This window comes from Acinetobacter sp. Q85-2, from assembly GCF_013420555.1.
Classification (GTDB): Bacteria; Pseudomonadota; Gammaproteobacteria; order Pseudomonadales; family Moraxellaceae; genus Acinetobacter; species Acinetobacter indicus.
Map to the genome: position 1 here is coordinate 12,956 of NZ_VOXW01000011.1, position 15,552 is coordinate 28,507.

Below are 15,552 nucleotides of genomic sequence, written 5' to 3' on the forward strand. Positions count from 1 at the left end.
TACATGTTAGAGCGGATAATTACCGCATTGGTATTGGTCGCTGTGGTGCTGAGCTGTATGTTTGCAACTCAGTCCCATTATCCAATGTTTGTGCTGATGATTTTTGCAGCAGGGGTTGCGGGCTATGAGTGGTTCAAACTCATGCCAAGAACAACAAAATATGTCATCAAGCCCATGGCTTGGGGTTATGGTCTGGTGACCGCCGCTCTTTCCGCGCTTGCTTTATATTTTAGTGATATTGCGTTATTGCTGTGGTCAGCCTCGATTTTAACCTGGCTGCTCAGCCTGTATTGGGTCAAATCCTATCCTGAATATGATGGCTGGTACAATCCAAGCCTGAACTTTATTGGCTTTGTGCTGATTTCTGCCGCCGTGACTGCCATTTATGCGGTCTGGACCCATTCACCGTGGTGGCTGATGTATCTGTTCCTGCTGGTTTGGGGTGCAGATTCAGGCGCTTATTTTGTCGGACGCAAGTTTGGTAAAAAGAAACTGGCACCACATGTCAGTCCAAACAAATCGGTGGAAGGTTTATATGGTGGCGTGTTTACCGCCATCCTGATTGTGCTGTTTGTAGAAATTGTCTATCTGGACTTAAGCCTGACCCAACATATTTTATTCCTGATTCTGTCCATGATAACCGTGTTTAGTTCGGTACTGGGCGATCTGTTTGAATCCATGATCAAACGCCGTGCCGGAATTAAAGACTCTGGTCGTATTCTGCCAGGACATGGTGGAGTGCTGGACCGCATTGACTCCTTGCTCGCAGCGGCTCCAATCTTTGCTGCAAGCATGTATGTACTGAAACTTATTGGCGTAGATTTATAGATGTTACAAGCTGTTTGTATATTGGGTGTTACAGGTTCAATTGGTCAAAGCACCTTAAAAATACTGCAACAACATCCTGAAAAATATTCGGTATATGCCGTAACGGCTCACAGTCGTATTGCTGAGCTGGTTGAAATATGCAAACAGTTTCATCCCAAAGTGGCCGTGGTACCTGCTGCACAGGTCGATTCCTTAAGACAGCTGTTACAGCAGGCCAATCTTGCCGATATTGAAATCCTCTGTGATGAAGCTGGTTTAATAGCTGTGGCTTCACATCCTGAAGTGGATGTGGTGATGGCGGCAATTGTTGGTGCCGCAGGTTTAATGCCAACGTTGGCCGCAGTGCAGGCCGGTAAGCGCGTGCTACTGGCCAATAAAGAAGCCCTGGTGATGTCCGGTGACCTGATGATGCAGGCAGCGCGTGATCATGGCGCTTTATTATTGCCGGTCGATTCCGAACACAATGCAATTTTCCAGTGCCTGCCGCAAAACTATTTTGAGGTCGAGCGTAATGGTCAACCAAAACTGGGTGTGCAGCAGATTCTGCTGACCGCATCGGGTGGGCCATTTTTAAATCATAGTCTGGAACAGTTACACAGTGTGACCCCGGCGCAAGCCTGTAAACATCCCAATTGGTCTATGGGTCAAAAAATTTCCGTCGATTCCGCCACCCTGATGAACAAGGGTCTGGAGCTGATTGAAGCCTGCCATTTGTTCGCAGTAAAAGAACAATTTGTTACAGTGGTGGTGCATCCACAGAGTATTATTCACTCCATGGTTCAATATGTCGATGGAACAACTTTGGCGCAAATGGGTAATCCGGATATGTGTACGCCAATTGCGCATGCGTTGGCCTGGCCGGAACGTCTGCAGACGCACGTTCCGCCGCTGGATTTATTTATCCATTCACAGCTGAATTTTCAGGCACCGGACACCACGCGTTTCCCGGCCTTAAAGCTGGCACGTCAGGCCATGCAGGCAGGTGGTATTGCACCGACCTTGCTAAATGCGGCCAATGAAATTGCAGTGGCATCTTTCTTGCAAAACCAGCTTGGGTTTACCCAGATTCCAGAAATTGTTGAACAGACCCTGAATCATCTGGCCAATCGCGCCGCAGATTCAATTGAAACCATTCTTCAGGCAGACCAGAATGCCCGTGCTTTTGCACAGCAGTGTGTGATTCAGACAGGAAGCTAAGACATGAGTGCCTTATTTATTATTGTTGCGGCCATTCTTTTGTTGGGGCCGTTAATTGCAATTCATGAATTTGGGCACTACTTTGTTGCACGCAAACTGGGGGTCAAAGTCCTGGTTTATTCTATTGGTTTTGGCCCGACAGTGCTGAAATGGACCTCGAAGAAATCCGGTATTCAATATCAGCTCTCGGCTTTGCCTTTGGGCGGCTATGTCAAAATGCTGGATGAACGTGAGGGCAATGTGGCAGAAGAAGATCTGCCTTTTGCTTTTAACCGTCAGCATCCGTGGAAACGGATCGCGATTGTCGCGGCAGGTCCTTTAATTAATCTGGTTTTTGCGATTGTACTGTTCTGGATTCTGTTTTTACCGTCGCAGGAACAGCTGAATACCCGTGTTGGGAAAGTCTTGCCACAAACGCCCGCAGCTGAAGTGAATATGCAGCCGGGTGACCGGATTACCGCAGTCGATGGTACCCAGGTCAGCACTTGGGAAAAACTGAATTTTGCGCTGGTGGATCGTGCTGGTGAAACAGGTACCATTCATATTCAGGCCAACCGCGATGGTCAGCCACAAAACTTTCAATTACCGATTCAAGATTTCTTGAAAGATCAATCTCAGTCACCACTTGAGGTGCTGGGCTTTACGCCATATCGTCCGAATATTCCAGCAGTGGTCAGCAAACTGAGTGAAGATGGCGCTGCCATTCGTCAAGGGATGAAAGAAGGTGACCAGATTTTAGCGATTGACGGTGTTGTCATGAAAGACTGGTACGATGTGGTACAAGTGGTACAGGCATCGCCAGAGAAACTGTTGAAGATTGATGTGTTGCGTCAAGATCAGCGGGTACAGCTGGAAATTATGCCGCAGGCCAAACGCGACAATATGGGCAACACCACCGGTATGTTAGGTGTACAAAGTGACCCTGGAAAAATAACAATTCCTGAAGAATATAAACAAACCATTCAATATAGTCCTACAGAAGCCTTAATGATGGCGGTCGATAAAACCGGTCAAATCTCCTCGATGATTTTGAACTCCATCGTCAAAATGGTGCGTGGTCTGATTGGTTTAGATAACCTGTCTGGCCCGATTACCATTGCCAAGGTGGCAGGACAAAGCGCTGAAATGGGCTGGCAAACTTTTATTTCGTTTATGGCCCTAATGAGTGTAAGCTTGGGTATTCTAAATTTACTGCCAATTCCAATGCTGGATGGTGGACATTTGGTTTATTATTTTATAGAACTAATTCGTGGTAAACCTGTTTCTGAACAAATACAATTAGTTGGTTTAAAAATTGGTATGGTATTGCTCGGTAGCATGATGCTTCTGGCATTATTTAATGATTTTATGCGTTTATAACAACGTGGATAGGCAATAAATTTAACATTGGAAAAGACTGGCATGCAGCACACACATTTATTTATGCCTCTGGCACTGGTTAGTGCTATGGCAGCAGTACAACAAGTATATGCAGCAGATGAATTTATCGTAAGAGATATACAAATTGACGGACTTGTTCGTTTAACGCCAGCCAATGTTTATGGAATGATTCCTGTAAATAGTGGTGATCGTGTCAACGATGCCACCATTGCAAATGCAATTCGCAGCCTGTATGCCACAGGTTTATTCGATGATATTAAAGCTGCCCAGCAAGGTGATACCTTGGTGTTTCAGGTGGTAGAACGTCCGATCATTTCAACAGTCGAATTTAAAGGCAATAAATTAATTCCAAAAGAAGCCCTTGAAGAAGGCTTAAAGAAAATGGGCGTGGCTGAAGGTGAAGTGCTGAAAAAGTCTGCTTTGCAAACACTAGAATCGGAACTTGAACAGCAATACATGCAGCAAGGCCGTTATGATGCCGATGTCAAAGTCATTACCACAGCACGTCCGAATAACCGCGTCGACCTGACCATCGAGTTTATTGAAGGTAAAGCGGCCAAAGTTTTTGATATTAATATCATTGGCAATACCGTCTTTAAAGACAGTGAAATTAAACAGGCCTTTGCAGTTAAGGAAAGTGGCTGGGCGTCTGTGATTTCACGTAACGACCGTTATGCGCGTGAAAAAATGGCAGCAAGCTTGGAAGCTTTACGTGCGCTGTATTTAAACCGTGGTTATATCAACTTTAATATCAATAATTCGAGCCTGAACTTAAGTGAAGACAAGCAGCACATCTTCATTGAAGTGTCGATTGATGAAGGTGAGCAGTTCAAATTTGGTCAAACCAAATTCCTGGGTGATGCTTTATATGCACCAGAAGAATTAAAAGCGCTGCAAATCTATAAAGATGGTGAAACCTATTCGCAAGAAAAGGTCAATGCGGTTAAACAGCTGCTGCTTCGCAAGTATGGTAATGCGGGTTATTACTATGCAGAAGTAAATGTGGTACCGCAAATTAATGAAGAAACCAAACAGGTTGATCTGAACTATTACATCAACCCGGGTCAGCAAGTCACAGTACGCCGCATTAACTTCAGTGGTAACACCAAAACTGCCGATGAAGTGCTACGTCGTGAAATGCGCCAGATGGAAGGTGCATTGGCCAGTAACGAAAAAATTGATCTGTCTAAAGTCCGTTTAGAACGTACTGGTTTCTTTAAAACCGTGGATATTAAACCGGTGCGTGTTCCGAATGTGCCGGATCAGGTTGATCTTAACGTTGCGGTGGAAGAACAGCATTCTGGTACCAGTACCTTGGCGGTGGGTTTCTCGCAAAGTGGCGGTGTAACTTTCCAGGCCGGTTTAAGCCAGACCAACTTCCTGGGTACCGGTAATGCCGTGTCGATTGACTTGTCGCGTTCTGAAACACAGGACTACTATAACCTAAGCGTAACCGATCCGTACTTTACCATTGATGGTGTGCGTCGCGGTTATAATATGTACTACCGTAAAACCAAACTGGATGATGACTATAACGTTAACAACTATGTGACCGACAGTTTTGGTGGCGGAATTAACTTCGGTTACCCAATTGATGAAAACCAAAGCATTAGTGCAGGTTTAAATATTGACCAAACTGAAGTTACTACAGGTGCGGGTGTATCAACCTATGTAAGAGATTATCTCCTAGCAAATGGTGGCAAAGAGACAGGAAGACAAGATTCATTTTGTAAACCTGAGTTCTGGAATGCTGCTACACGTGAGTGTAGTAATCCATCGAAGTTTTTCGATGAATTTAAGGGGGAATTCCTAACTTATAATCTGAATTTAGGCTGGTCATATAACACCCTTAACCGTCCAATTTTCCCAACAACGGGGATGTCGCATCGGGTGAATGCAGAAATTGCCTTGCCGGGCAGTGATGTGGAATATCAAAAAGTCACTTATGATGCACAGGCCTATTATCCGCTGGGTAAAGATTTTGTATTACGCGGCTATGGTAAATTGGGCTATGGTAATGATTTACCATTCTATAAAAACTATTATGCCGGTGGTTATGGCTCGGTACGTGGTTATGATAACAGTACGCTTGGTCCAAAATATGATGGTGTTTATTTTAGTGAAAGAGGTGAGCCAGACCCATCCCCAGAAGAAGTGGGTGGTAATGCTTTAGTACAGTTTGGTACTGAACTGGCTTTGCCGGTACCATTTAAAGGGGACTGGGCACGTCAGGTTCGTCCGGTGATTTTTGCTGAAGGTGCACAAGTCTTTGATACTCAGTGTGATGTTCAAGCCACGGATGCAGGCCGTCAATACTGTAAAGATAATTACGGCTTTGACTTCGGTGAAATGCGTTATAGCGTCGGTGTCGGCTTTACCTGGATTACCATGATTGGCCCATTGTCCTTAAGTTATGCATATCCGCTGAATGAAAAACCAGGCGATGAAACCAAGAATATCCAGTTTGAAATTGGCCGTACGTTCTAAGTACGGTCTGTTCATGGATGCTTGAAATAGGGATAGATCAAGATGAAGAAGATACAACTGGCGGTTTTAGGTTTCACACTGTCCTGTGCCGCAGCGGCACAGGCGGCAGGTTATGGTGTGGTCAGCTTAGAGCGTGTGGTTGAAAGCAGCAGCTATTTAAAACAGCAAAATAGTGCATTGCAACAATCGCTTAAACCTCAAACCACTAAACTTGAACAGCTGGGTAAAGAGCTGGAAAATTTGCAGCAACGTGCCCAGCAGTCAGCGAACTTATCTGAAGCCGATAAGCAGAAATTATCGGCGCAGTATCAGGCCAAGTTAAAAGAATTTAATACTTTACAGCAAGGTTTGCAGACCAAAGTGCAGGCTGATCTGCAAAAAATGAATGACAATTTTGAGCAGCGCATCAAGCAGGCAGCAGAACAATTGCGTAAAGAAAATAATTTAGATGTGGTTTTGAACAAAAACTCAGCACTTGCCTATGACCCTAAGTATGATTTAACTGATAAAATGATTCAAAAGGTTAATGCAATCAAGTAATCAATGAGTTATCAACATTATCGCTTAGAAGAACTTGCTCGTCTGGTCCAGGGTGAGCTGGTCGGTCAGGCCGATTTAGGTCTCCAGGGTTTAGCGAGCCTGGAGCTTGCTGAACCGCAGCACATTGCTTTTGTCAATGCTGACAAGTATGTGGAGCAGGCAAAAGTGTCTAAAGCGGGTGCTTTAATTGTCACGCCCGAGTTACAGCAGCAGCTTGATACGCATCAGAACTTTATTGTGGTGGCAAATCCCTATTTGGCGTTTGCAATTTTAACCCATGTCTTTGAGCGTAAGCACACTCAAACCGGTATTGAAAGTACCGCACAAATTCATCCCTCAGCGATCATTTCCGAAAGTGCTTATATTGGCCATTATGTGGTGGTGGGTGAAAATTGTGTGGTGGGTGATAAAACCATTATCCAGTCGCACAGCAAAATTGATGATTTTGTTGAAATTGGTAAAGAATGTTTTATTGATTCGCATGTCACCATCACTGGTGAAGCCAAAATTGCTGATCGGGTCCGCATTCATGCCAATACCGTGATTGGGAGTGAAGGCTTTGGTTTTGCTCCGTATCAGGGCAAATGGCACCGTATTGCACAGTTAGGTTCGGTACAGATTGGTAATGATGTACGAATTGGTTCGAATTGTAGTATTGACCGTGGTGCGCTGGATGACACCATTTTGGAACATGGTGTCATAATTGATAACCTTGTGCAAATCGCGCATAACGTGAAAGTGGGGGCCAATACTGCTATCGCTGCAAAATGCGGTATTGCCGGCAGTACCATCATTGGCAAAAACTGTATTCTGGCAGGTGCGTGTGGGGTCTCTGGTCATCTTTCTATTGCTGACAACGTGACTTTAACCGGAATGTCAATGGTCACAAAGAGTATTTCTGAACCAGGAACCTATTCTTCGGGCACCGGTGCATTACCAAATGCGCAATGGAAACGCGCGGTGATTCGCTTTAGACAATTAGCAGATGTGCCATTGACCCAATTGCAGAAAAGACTCGATCATATGCAGACTCAAATTGAGTCCCTTGAATCAACTTTAAAATTGCGTAAATAATTATGATGACTGAGTCGAATACCCCAACATTTACGAAACCTGAATTGCCAATGCATATTCAAACCATCCGTGAATATTTGCCACATCGTTATCCATTCTTATTGGTAGATCGAATCGTTGATGTAACTGACAATGGGATTGTGGGTTATAAGAACGTTTCGATTAATGAAGAGTTTTTACAAGGACATTTCCCTGAATATCCAATTATGCCAGGGGTGTTGATTGTAGAAGCGCTGGCACAGGTTTCAGGCGTGCTTGGCTTTATTATGAATAATCAGAAACCGACTGCGGGTGCATTATTCCTATTTGCCGGTGCCGAAAAAGTTAGATTTAAAAAACAAGTGGTTGCAGGCGACCAACTTGTATTAAAATCTGAATTAGTAATGCAGAAACGTGGTATTTACAAATATAATTGTATCGCCACGGTCGATGGCATTGTTGCAGCAACCGCGGAAATTATGATTTCGCATCAGAAAACAGAGCAAGCATGAGCAATAACCCCCTCATTCACCCCACCGCTATAATTGACTCCTCTGCAGTCATTGCGCCTGATGTGCAAATTGGACCTTATAGTATTATTGGTCCGAATGTCAGCATTGGTGCGGGTACAAAGCTGCATTCACACGTGGTGGTGGGTGGCTATACCCGTATTGGTGAGCATAATGAGATTTTCCAGTTCGCAAGTGTTGGCGAAGTCTGTCAGGACCTGAAATATCAGGGTGAAGAAACTTGGCTGGAAATTGGTGACTATAACCTGATTCGTGAACATTCCAGCTTACATCGCGGGACGGTTCAGGACAAAGGCATCACTAAAATTGGTAGCCACAACCTGTTGATGGTCAATACGCATATTGCTCACGACTGTATCGTGGGTGATCACAATATTTTTGCCAATAATGTCGGTGTCGCAGGGCACGTGCATGTCGGTGATTATGTGGTGGTGGGTGGAAACTCGGGTATTCATCAGTTCTGTAAAATTGACTCTTACAGCATGATTGGTGGCGCATCTTTAATTCTGAAAGATGTACCGGCCTATGTGATGGTTTCGGGTAATCCTGCGCATGCTTTTGCTATGAATATTGAAGGTATGCGTCGTAAAGGCTGGTCGAAAAATGTGATTCAAGGATTACGGGACGCCTTTAAACTGATTTACAAATCAGGATTAACCACTGAAGAAGCCATTCAGAAAATCCGTGCAGAGATTCTGCCAGAAGTGCCGGAAGCACAGCGTTTAATTGATTCACTAGAACAGTCTAAACGCGGGATTGTACGCTAACACGCTGTTTGAAGCTGATTCAAAAAACTGCTCCAATTGGGGCAGTTTTTTTATATCCAGATTTTGAGGTTTCTTGAACATCAGATACAAATTTCTACTCGTGCTTGGCCCGGATTTTGCTCATATTCAAGCTATACAATAAAAAATTATTGCGGGAGAGCGGCACTTGGTGCTCGCCGAAGGAGCAACGACCCCGGAAACTCTCAGGCAAAAGGACCGTAATAATTCAAAAATCTGGAGAGAAGCACGCGCAGTGCTCACCGAAGGGGATGGTTGGGCTGAACATCAGTTCAATCGAAGCTCTCAGGTACCCTGACAGATGGGGCATCACGTCTGGAACAGCTGTTCCAAGGAGCGTTTTATGCCGCATGTTGTTGTCATTGGTGCAGGAATTACCGGGGTCACTTCAGCCTACGAGCTGATGCGTTTAGGCTATCAGGTCACAGTGATTGACCGGCATTTATACCCGGCGATGGAAACATCGTATGCCAATGGTGGCCAGTTATCGGCCAGTAATGCAGAAGTCTGGAATCAGAAAGCCACTGTACTGAAAGGCCTGAAATGGATGTCGCAAAAGTCGGCGCCGCTCTTATTAAATCCTGCATTTGATCTGCATAAGTATGGCTGGCTGATCGAGTTCTTAAGCAATATTCGCCATTATGAACACAATACCCAGGAAACAGTGCGCCTGGCACTTCTGGCACGCAAACGTTTATTTGAAATTGCAGAACAGGAACAGATTGATTTCAATTTGGAAAAACGTGGAATTTTGCATTTTTATCATAATAAAGCGGATTTTGACTTTGCAATTCGGGTCAATGATTTGCTCTGTCAGGGCGGGCTGGAGCGTTATCAGGTCAGTCTGGATGAAATCCGCCAGATTGAACCAAGTTTAACCGGACAGTATTATGCAGGTTTTTACTGCCCGGGAGATGCCACCGGCGATATTCATAAATTCACGGTGGGGCTGGCTCAAGTCACCATGCAGCAGGGTGTACGTTATATTTTTGGCCGGGATGTTCATGATATTCAGCTAGACGCCCAGCAGGTACAGCTGAGTTATCGGCCAGCCATTGAAGATCCGCTGGCAGATCAGCCGATGGTGGAAACCTTACATGCCGATGCCGTGCTGATTTGCGGCGGTGTGGGGAGCTATCAATTGGCGCGACAGGTGGATGATCGGGTCAATGTTTATCCGGTCAAAGGCTATTCCATTACCGTCAATTTACAGGATGAACAGAGCCAAAAGCAGGCACCTTGGGTCAGTCTGCTAGATGAAAGTGCCAAAATTGTGACCTCACGTTTAGGCACAGATCGGCTGCGGATTGCCGGAACGGCCGAATTTAATGGTTATAATCGCGATATTCGCCATGACCGGATTCAGCCACTGGTGCGCTGGGTGCAGCGGAATTTTGATATTTCAACCGAAAGCGTGGTGCCGTGGGCAGGTTTACGTCCGATGATGCCAAATATGATGCCGGTGATTCGGCAGGGCCAGCATCCACGGGTATTTTATAATACTGGCCATGGGCATCTGGGCTGGACCTTATCTGCGGCGACAGCATTGATGATTAGTCAGGAAATTGCGCAGCATTATCCGGTGACCGGGTAATGAGAACATTCAGTTAAGCTCTGTTTTAAAGTAACAGGGCTTTAGGAGAGATGCTGATCATCTGCCGGGTTCTGGCAAAATAAATCCATCAAAATGAAGCAAATCGCTGTCAATTCAACGGGCTATTTGGCTTATACTCAGGCTTTAAATAAAATATCTTTTTGCTTTAAGATTTTGAACTGCCATTAAAAAAATGGATTGAGATGCTGCCGTCCTGGGCAGACCGCGATATGTATGGATAAACGATGGCAAATATAATTCTGGTTGCGCTATTTCCTTTAATCTTTCTGATTGCGTTGGGCTATGTACTCAAGCGCTTTAGGTTTTTAGAAGATAAATTCTGGCACGGTGCAGAAAAGCTCAACTACTATCTGCTGTTCCCGGTGATGCTGTTTTTGGGCCTGGCGCATGCTGAAATTCAGGCCAGCGAAATTCGCCACATGATGCTGGGAGCGGGTCTGACCCTGCTGATTGCGGTTTGTCTGTTATATATCCTCAAGGCGCTGTATGGCACTGCAGCGGCACGTTTTGGCGTGTATATGCAGGGCATGGTGCGTTTTAATACCTATATCGGTCTGGCGCTGTCGGCGTCTTTGTTTTATCAGCAGGGTATGGCGCTGTTTGCTATTCTGCTGGTGTTTTGCATTCCTCTGGTCAATGTGCTTTCGGTTTTGGCCCTGACCAATTCAGAAGGGATGCGCTTGCAATCCATCCTGTTATCATTATTGAAAAATCCCTTAATTTTAGGCTGTATTGCAGGCGGGGTGTTTAATCTGCTGAATTTACGCTTATGGATTGGCTTTGAAAATTATTTAAAACAGATTGCCATTTCCAGTTTGCCATTGGGCTTGATGTGTATTGGTGCAGCATTACAGTTTCAGGGGCTGCGTAAAGATCTGCGGACCTTGTTATTAAACACTTTTGGACGCTTGCTGTTGATGCCGATGATTGCGTTGGCGACCTGTCTGGCATTGAATCTGCCGGCCCTGCATACCCAGATTCTGGTGATGTTTTTTGCCTTGCCGACGGCCTCATCGGCTTATATTCTGACCAAAGTTTTGGGGGGAGATAGCCAGCTGATGGCCAGTGTGATTAGCCTGCAGACTGTGTGTGCGGCGTTCAGTTTGCCATTGATTTTGTGGTGGGTGATGTAAAGCGCTGTCAGGTTTTAATCATAGAGTCGATAAATACCGCTAAAACGCTCGCAGCCTTTTTGTTCAGTACGCACGGCTAAATAAGCCTTCTGGAAGTCGAGCTGGTAATTGCAGTCATGTTCATTATCAATAATATGCTGCTTTTGCTGTGGTGAGGTATAGGCCAGTAAGGAAATGGTTTGGGTGTCTAGCTTGTTGTTTGGACTGCGATAGGCCACACCTTCAATTTTAATACTGTCTTTATTTAGTTGATGAATCTGCAAATGTACCGGTTGCTTGGCCAGTTGTCCCTGTTCAAATTTCAGATAATGCTGGGTCATGCTCTGGTTCATCGAGCTAAAGAAATTTAACTGATCCAGACGCGCTTCAAACTGTTGTTTAAAACACTCGGTGGTTTTACACTGCTGCGCACGTTTAAACCAGAGCTGATGGGTATCTTGCAGAATACGCAGCGGGGCATCGGTCACCAGAAAAGCTGTCAGAAACTGATCATTGAGCTGCTCACGAATCTCCTGTAAATCGGCATGGCAGATTTTATTGAAAGCAGGCGTGTTGGCCTGCTCGCAATTGATTTTCTGTGCATGCGACAGCGGGGTGCCCGCGGCGCCCAAAAACAACAGGGTTCCAATGATTTTTATAAGATTCATCTCGGTTTTCAACAGCATGATCGCTTATACTTTCATTAGCTTGCGTAAGCTAACTATAGCGAAAGAGAAACTGTGAATACAAGATTTCAATCGTTTATTTCTGAAGGAGTTGAATATGGTTGCACAAATACGAATTGGGCAGGGAATAGACGTACATGCCTTTGAAGAAGGCGATTTTGTGACATTGGCTGGGGTTAAAATTCCACATACCCATGCTCTGAAAGCCCACTCAGATGGGGATGTGATTTTACATGCGCTATGCGATGCCTTATTGGGTGCATTGGCACTGGGCGATATTGGACAGCATTTTCCCGACACCGATCCTGAATTTAAGGGCGCTGACAGCCGGGTGTTGCTGAAGCATGTTTATCAGCTGATTTTAGACCGCGGTTATTTGCTGAATAATGCCGACATTACCGTGGCCTGTGAACGCCCGAAACTGGCCAAGCACAATCTGGAAATGCGCCAGAGTATTGCTGATGTGCTGGATGTGGATGTGACTCAAATCAGCATTAAAGCCACCACCACGGAAAAATTAGGCTTTACCGGACGTCAGGAAGGAATTCTGGCTACAGCTACGGTGTTAATTTGTCACGCAAAGTGATCGGTTTTCATTAAGGAAATTTGCAGTTCCTGGGTTGCTTTACGGCCCTGAAGTTGTAAGGCAACAGCGTGAATCAGACCGGTCCAGGTTTCATTCGGCTCCCAGATCTGATGCAACATTTCTTGCGCGGTTGGCATGTCCATATTCATATAATACTGACGATATAAATACATCAGGCTGCTGACATGCTGATTGGTACCGCAATGCAACCACACCATCTGATCCTGCACCAGATGATCAATCAGGTCTAAAACCAGCAGACATTGGGCGTCAGATGGAGTTTCCCAAGAAATCGGTAATTGTACATAGTTCAGGCCCAGTTCCAGACAGATTTTATCTTCATTGGCTAGATGCTGCTCGGCATCACTCAGTGCGACATTAACCACAGTGGTAATGCCATATTCTTTAATCTGACGTAACTGTTCCGCATTCGGCTGGCCGGATGTGTACAGGTGTTCATGCACAAACTGAAAGTGATCAATTTGGCTTAAAGCGGTTTCAATTTCATTCATCAGATAAAATTTCCTGCAACTGAAATGGAAACGCCATCTTGACGATGGCGTTTTTGAGTCAGTTTTAGCGGCTGGCTAAAACCTCTTTCAATGCTTCATGCATCTCAAGCAGGGATTTTTCAGTGGTTTCCCAGTCGATGCATCCATCGGTAACAGACTTACCATACTCCAAATCGCAAAGATTTGCAGGAATATCTTGACGACCGCCTTTCAAATGACTTTCGACCATAATCCCGACAATTGATTTATTGCCATCTAAAATCTGTTCGGTGATGTTTTTTAAGACCAGTGGTTGCAGGTACGGGTCTTTGTTGGAGTTGGCATGACTGGTGTCAATCATGATTTTGGTGCTAACTTTGGCTTTAATTAGCGCTGCTTCTGCATCGGCGACTGAACCGGCATCATAGTTTGGCTTGCCATTACCACCACGCAATACCACGTGCGCATAGTTGTTACCGCTGGTACGAATTACCGACACCTGACCATGTTCGTTCAGCCCCAGGAAGCTGTGACCATGTTTTACAGACTGCATTGCGTTGGTCGCAACAGTTAAGCCGCCATCGGTACCATTTTTAAAGCCAACCGGTGAAGACAGGCCAGAAGACATTTCACGGTGAGTCTGGCTTTCTGTGGTACGCGCACCAATCGCTGACCAGGAAATCAGATCCTGATAATACTGTGGAGAGTTCGGGTCCAGTGCTTCAGTGGCACAAGGCAGACCTTTTTCATTCAGTTCCAGCAGCAGTTTACGGCCAATACGCAGACCTTTTTCAATATTGAAAGAGTCATTCATGTCCGGGTCGTTAATCAGACCTTTCCAGCCCACGGTCGTACGCGGTTTTTCAAAGTACACCCGCATTACGATGTATAAGGTATCTTTTACTTTTTCGCTCAGCACTTTCAGGCGGTCTGCATAATCATGTGCTGCCACAGGATCATGAATCGAGCAAGGCCCAATGACCACAAACAGACGTTTGTCTTTACCATCAAGAATATTGCGGATGGTTTCACGACCTTTCAGTACGGTGTGATAAGCAGAGTCAGTCAGTGGAAGTTCTGCTTTGAGTTCAGCAGGGGTCACAAGTGGCTGGATGCTTTTAATATTCACATCATCGATATCTGAAGGTGTAATAGGGTTAGACTGTAAAGTGTTCATTGCCGTCACTGGTTTAATCGTATACAAGATTGTTTAATAGCCTGAATATAACACGAATATAGCAGCCTATTGTTATAAAAAAGATCAATAGATTACTGAAAAAAAAGTGATGAATCGCAGAGATAAATTAAACTGGCGATGTTTTTTCAGCGCTCACCACCATTGCCGCTTCAACTGGTTGTGCCGGTTTGGATTTGACCGGGTTCAGCATAAAGTTCACCCCAAGCGCGAACAGGGTAATGCCCAGCACTTTACGGATAATTTTTTCAGGCAGGCGTGAACTGACTAAAGTACCGACCACAATTGCCGGAATAGAACCGACCAGTAACCACATCAGCAGTTCAAAATCGACATTGCCCGAGGTCATGTGCCCCATACCGGCGACAAAGGTCAGTAAGACTGCGTGGACCACATCGGAGCCGATAATGCGGATCATTGGCAAGTTCGGGAACATAAGCACCAGCGCCATAATGCCAAACGCACCTGCACCCACCGAAGATAGGGTGACGAACACACCCAGGACAATTCCCATCACCACAATCATCACACGTTTGTTGGTGGCCTTCAGGTCGACCTTTTCCAGGTCTTGAGTCATATCTGGCAATTCATGTTTGCGATATTTGTTGAAGAATTTTTCAATCTGGCTGCGGAAAATAATGGACACGCCAGTCAGGGTCAGCATAAAGCCCAAGACCATGGTCAGCACAGCTTTATAATGCGTGGACTGACTTAAATAGTTGTCGAGTACCCAATGCGTTGCAAAAGACGCCGGGATACTGCCGACAGACAGCCAGATCACAATTGGCCAGACGATATTCATTTTTTTGGCATGGACTAGTGAACCACAGAATTTGGAAATTGCGGCATAGAGCAGATCGGTACCAATGGCAATGTGCGGTTCAATCTTAAACAGGCTGATTAAAATCGGGGTCATTAACGAACCACCGCCTACACCGGTCACACCTACACAGAAGCCAACCAAAACACCTGCCAAAATAAACTCAACTGCACCAAACATGGGGATATGCCATACATCAAAAAACGTGCTTATCTTATGACTTTCGGATATAAGTCGTTGGCATGAT

Annotated in this window: 15 protein-coding genes and 1 riboswitch; of the genes, 11 read left to right on the forward strand and 4 right to left on the reverse strand. The window is 45.2% G+C overall.

Features of this window, described 5'->3' with window-relative positions; all coding sequences use genetic code 11:
• Positions 1-3 precede the first annotated feature (3 nt).
• The 10 genes from FTT68_RS07825 (at position 4) to FTT68_RS07870 (ending at position 11,548) form a co-directional block, all read left to right on the forward strand.
• Positions 4-828, forward strand: a complete 825-nt coding sequence (locus FTT68_RS07825; RefSeq protein ID WP_045795728.1) for a phosphatidate cytidylyltransferase — start codon at positions 4-6, stop codon at positions 826-828.
• Positions 829-2,025: a 1-deoxy-D-xylulose-5-phosphate reductoisomerase gene (gene ispC / locus FTT68_RS07830; RefSeq protein ID WP_005177604.1), complete on the forward strand. Its 1,197-nt coding sequence runs from the start codon at positions 829-831 to the stop codon at positions 2,023-2,025.
• Between the two features lie 3 nt (positions 2,026-2,028).
• Positions 2,029-3,384 (forward strand): RIP metalloprotease RseP, encoded by a 1,356-nt coding sequence (rseP, locus tag FTT68_RS07835; protein ID WP_104498766.1) that lies wholly within the window; start codon positions 2,029-2,031, stop codon positions 3,382-3,384.
• Positions 3,385-3,471: 87 nt separating this feature from the next.
• Complete coding sequence (bamA, locus tag FTT68_RS07840; RefSeq protein ID WP_373685555.1) at positions 3,472-5,892, forward strand: outer membrane protein assembly factor BamA; 2,421 nt, start codon at positions 3,472-3,474, stop codon at positions 5,890-5,892.
• Between the two features lie 42 nt (positions 5,893-5,934).
• Complete coding sequence (locus tag FTT68_RS07845; protein WP_180006525.1) at positions 5,935-6,432, forward strand: OmpH family outer membrane protein; 498 nt, start codon at positions 5,935-5,937, stop codon at positions 6,430-6,432.
• A 3-nt stretch (positions 6,433-6,435) separates the two neighbouring features.
• Positions 6,436-7,506 (forward strand): UDP-3-O-(3-hydroxymyristoyl)glucosamine N-acyltransferase, encoded by a 1,071-nt coding sequence (gene lpxD, locus FTT68_RS07850; RefSeq protein ID WP_104509726.1) that lies wholly within the window; start codon positions 6,436-6,438, stop codon positions 7,504-7,506.
• 5 nt (positions 7,507-7,511) lie between these two features.
• Positions 7,512-7,997: a 3-hydroxyacyl-ACP dehydratase FabZ gene (fabZ, locus tag FTT68_RS07855; RefSeq protein ID WP_087662207.1), complete on the forward strand. Its 486-nt coding sequence runs from the start codon at positions 7,512-7,514 to the stop codon at positions 7,995-7,997.
• The gene (lpxA, locus tag FTT68_RS07860) at positions 7,994-8,782 is read left to right on the forward strand and encodes an acyl-ACP--UDP-N-acetylglucosamine O-acyltransferase (RefSeq protein ID WP_016658197.1); all 789 of its coding nucleotides are present in this window, start codon (positions 7,994-7,996) and stop codon (positions 8,780-8,782) included. The genes fabZ and lpxA overlap by 4 nt, the downstream gene beginning before the upstream one ends.
• 142 nt (positions 8,783-8,924) lie before the next feature.
• Positions 8,925-9,011: riboswitch (glycine riboswitch) on the forward strand.
• Positions 9,012-9,143: 132 nt separating this feature from the next.
• Positions 9,144-10,394: a D-amino acid dehydrogenase gene (locus FTT68_RS07865; RefSeq protein WP_180175272.1), complete on the forward strand. Its 1,251-nt coding sequence runs from the start codon at positions 9,144-9,146 to the stop codon at positions 10,392-10,394.
• A gap of 245 nt (positions 10,395-10,639) precedes the next feature.
• A complete protein-coding gene (locus tag FTT68_RS07870; protein ID WP_104488970.1) occupies positions 10,640-11,548 on the forward strand; it encodes an AEC family transporter in 909 nt (302 codons plus the stop codon).
• A gap of 14 nt (positions 11,549-11,562) precedes the next feature.
• Here the strand turns inward: FTT68_RS07870 and FTT68_RS07875 are convergent, their stop codons facing one another.
• Positions 11,563-12,213, reverse strand: coding sequence for a hypothetical protein (locus FTT68_RS07875; protein ID WP_005177627.1), 651 nt, complete (start codon positions 12,211-12,213; stop codon positions 11,563-11,565).
• A gap of 97 nt (positions 12,214-12,310) precedes the next feature.
• Between FTT68_RS07875 and ispF the strand changes: the two genes are divergently transcribed.
• The gene (gene ispF / locus FTT68_RS07880; RefSeq protein WP_005177629.1) at positions 12,311-12,799 is read left to right on the forward strand and encodes a 2-C-methyl-D-erythritol 2,4-cyclodiphosphate synthase; all 489 of its coding nucleotides are present in this window, start codon (positions 12,311-12,313) and stop codon (positions 12,797-12,799) included.
• Here the strand turns inward: ispF and FTT68_RS07885 are convergent.
• From FTT68_RS07885 to FTT68_RS07895, 3 genes are all read right to left on the reverse strand, one after another.
• Positions 12,787-13,311 (reverse strand): protein tyrosine phosphatase family protein, encoded by a 525-nt coding sequence (locus FTT68_RS07885; RefSeq protein WP_016658194.1) that lies wholly within the window; start codon positions 13,309-13,311, stop codon positions 12,787-12,789. The genes ispF and FTT68_RS07885 overlap by 13 nt on opposite strands.
• 64 nt (positions 13,312-13,375) lie before the next feature.
• Positions 13,376-14,467 carry a 3-deoxy-7-phosphoheptulonate synthase gene (locus FTT68_RS07890; protein WP_005177632.1) on the reverse strand — a complete coding sequence of 364 codons (1,092 nt, stop codon included), beginning with the start codon at positions 14,465-14,467 and terminating at the stop codon, positions 13,376-13,378.
• A 127-nt stretch (positions 14,468-14,594) separates the two neighbouring features.
• Positions 14,595-15,485 (reverse strand): sulfite exporter TauE/SafE family protein, encoded by an 891-nt coding sequence (locus FTT68_RS07895; RefSeq protein ID WP_075168185.1) that lies wholly within the window; start codon positions 15,483-15,485, stop codon positions 14,595-14,597.
• Between the last annotated feature and the right edge of the window lie 67 nt (positions 15,486-15,552).

Coding starts and splice junctions, on each gene's coding strand:
- FTT68_RS07825 (WP_045795728.1), top strand. CDS start 4: ATGTTAGAGCGGATAATTACCGCATTGGTATTGGTCGCTGTGGTGCTG.
- ispC (WP_005177604.1), top strand. CDS start 829: ATGTTACAAGCTGTTTGTATATTGGGTGTTACAGGTTCAATTGGTCAA.
- rseP (WP_104498766.1), top strand. CDS start 2,029: ATGAGTGCCTTATTTATTATTGTTGCGGCCATTCTTTTGTTGGGGCCG.
- bamA (WP_373685555.1), top strand. CDS start 3,472: ATGGCAGCAGTACAACAAGTATATGCAGCAGATGAATTTATCGTAAGA.
- FTT68_RS07845 (WP_180006525.1), top strand. CDS start 5,935: ATGAAGAAGATACAACTGGCGGTTTTAGGTTTCACACTGTCCTGTGCC.
- lpxD (WP_104509726.1), top strand. CDS start 6,436: ATGAGTTATCAACATTATCGCTTAGAAGAACTTGCTCGTCTGGTCCAG.
- fabZ (WP_087662207.1), top strand. CDS start 7,512: ATGACTGAGTCGAATACCCCAACATTTACGAAACCTGAATTGCCAATG.
- lpxA (WP_016658197.1), top strand. CDS start 7,994: ATGAGCAATAACCCCCTCATTCACCCCACCGCTATAATTGACTCCTCT.
- FTT68_RS07865 (WP_180175272.1), top strand. CDS start 9,144: ATGCCGCATGTTGTTGTCATTGGTGCAGGAATTACCGGGGTCACTTCA.
- FTT68_RS07870 (WP_104488970.1), top strand. CDS start 10,640: ATGGCAAATATAATTCTGGTTGCGCTATTTCCTTTAATCTTTCTGATT.
- FTT68_RS07875 (WP_005177627.1), bottom strand. CDS start 12,213: ATGCTGTTGAAAACCGAGATGAATCTTATAAAAATCATTGGAACCCTG.
- ispF (WP_005177629.1), top strand. CDS start 12,311: ATGGTTGCACAAATACGAATTGGGCAGGGAATAGACGTACATGCCTTT.
- FTT68_RS07885 (WP_016658194.1), bottom strand. CDS start 13,311: ATGAATGAAATTGAAACCGCTTTAAGCCAAATTGATCACTTTCAGTTT.
- FTT68_RS07890 (WP_005177632.1), bottom strand. CDS start 14,467: ATGAACACTTTACAGTCTAACCCTATTACACCTTCAGATATCGATGAT.
- FTT68_RS07895 (WP_075168185.1), bottom strand. CDS start 15,485: ATGTTTGGTGCAGTTGAGTTTATTTTGGCAGGTGTTTTGGTTGGCTTC.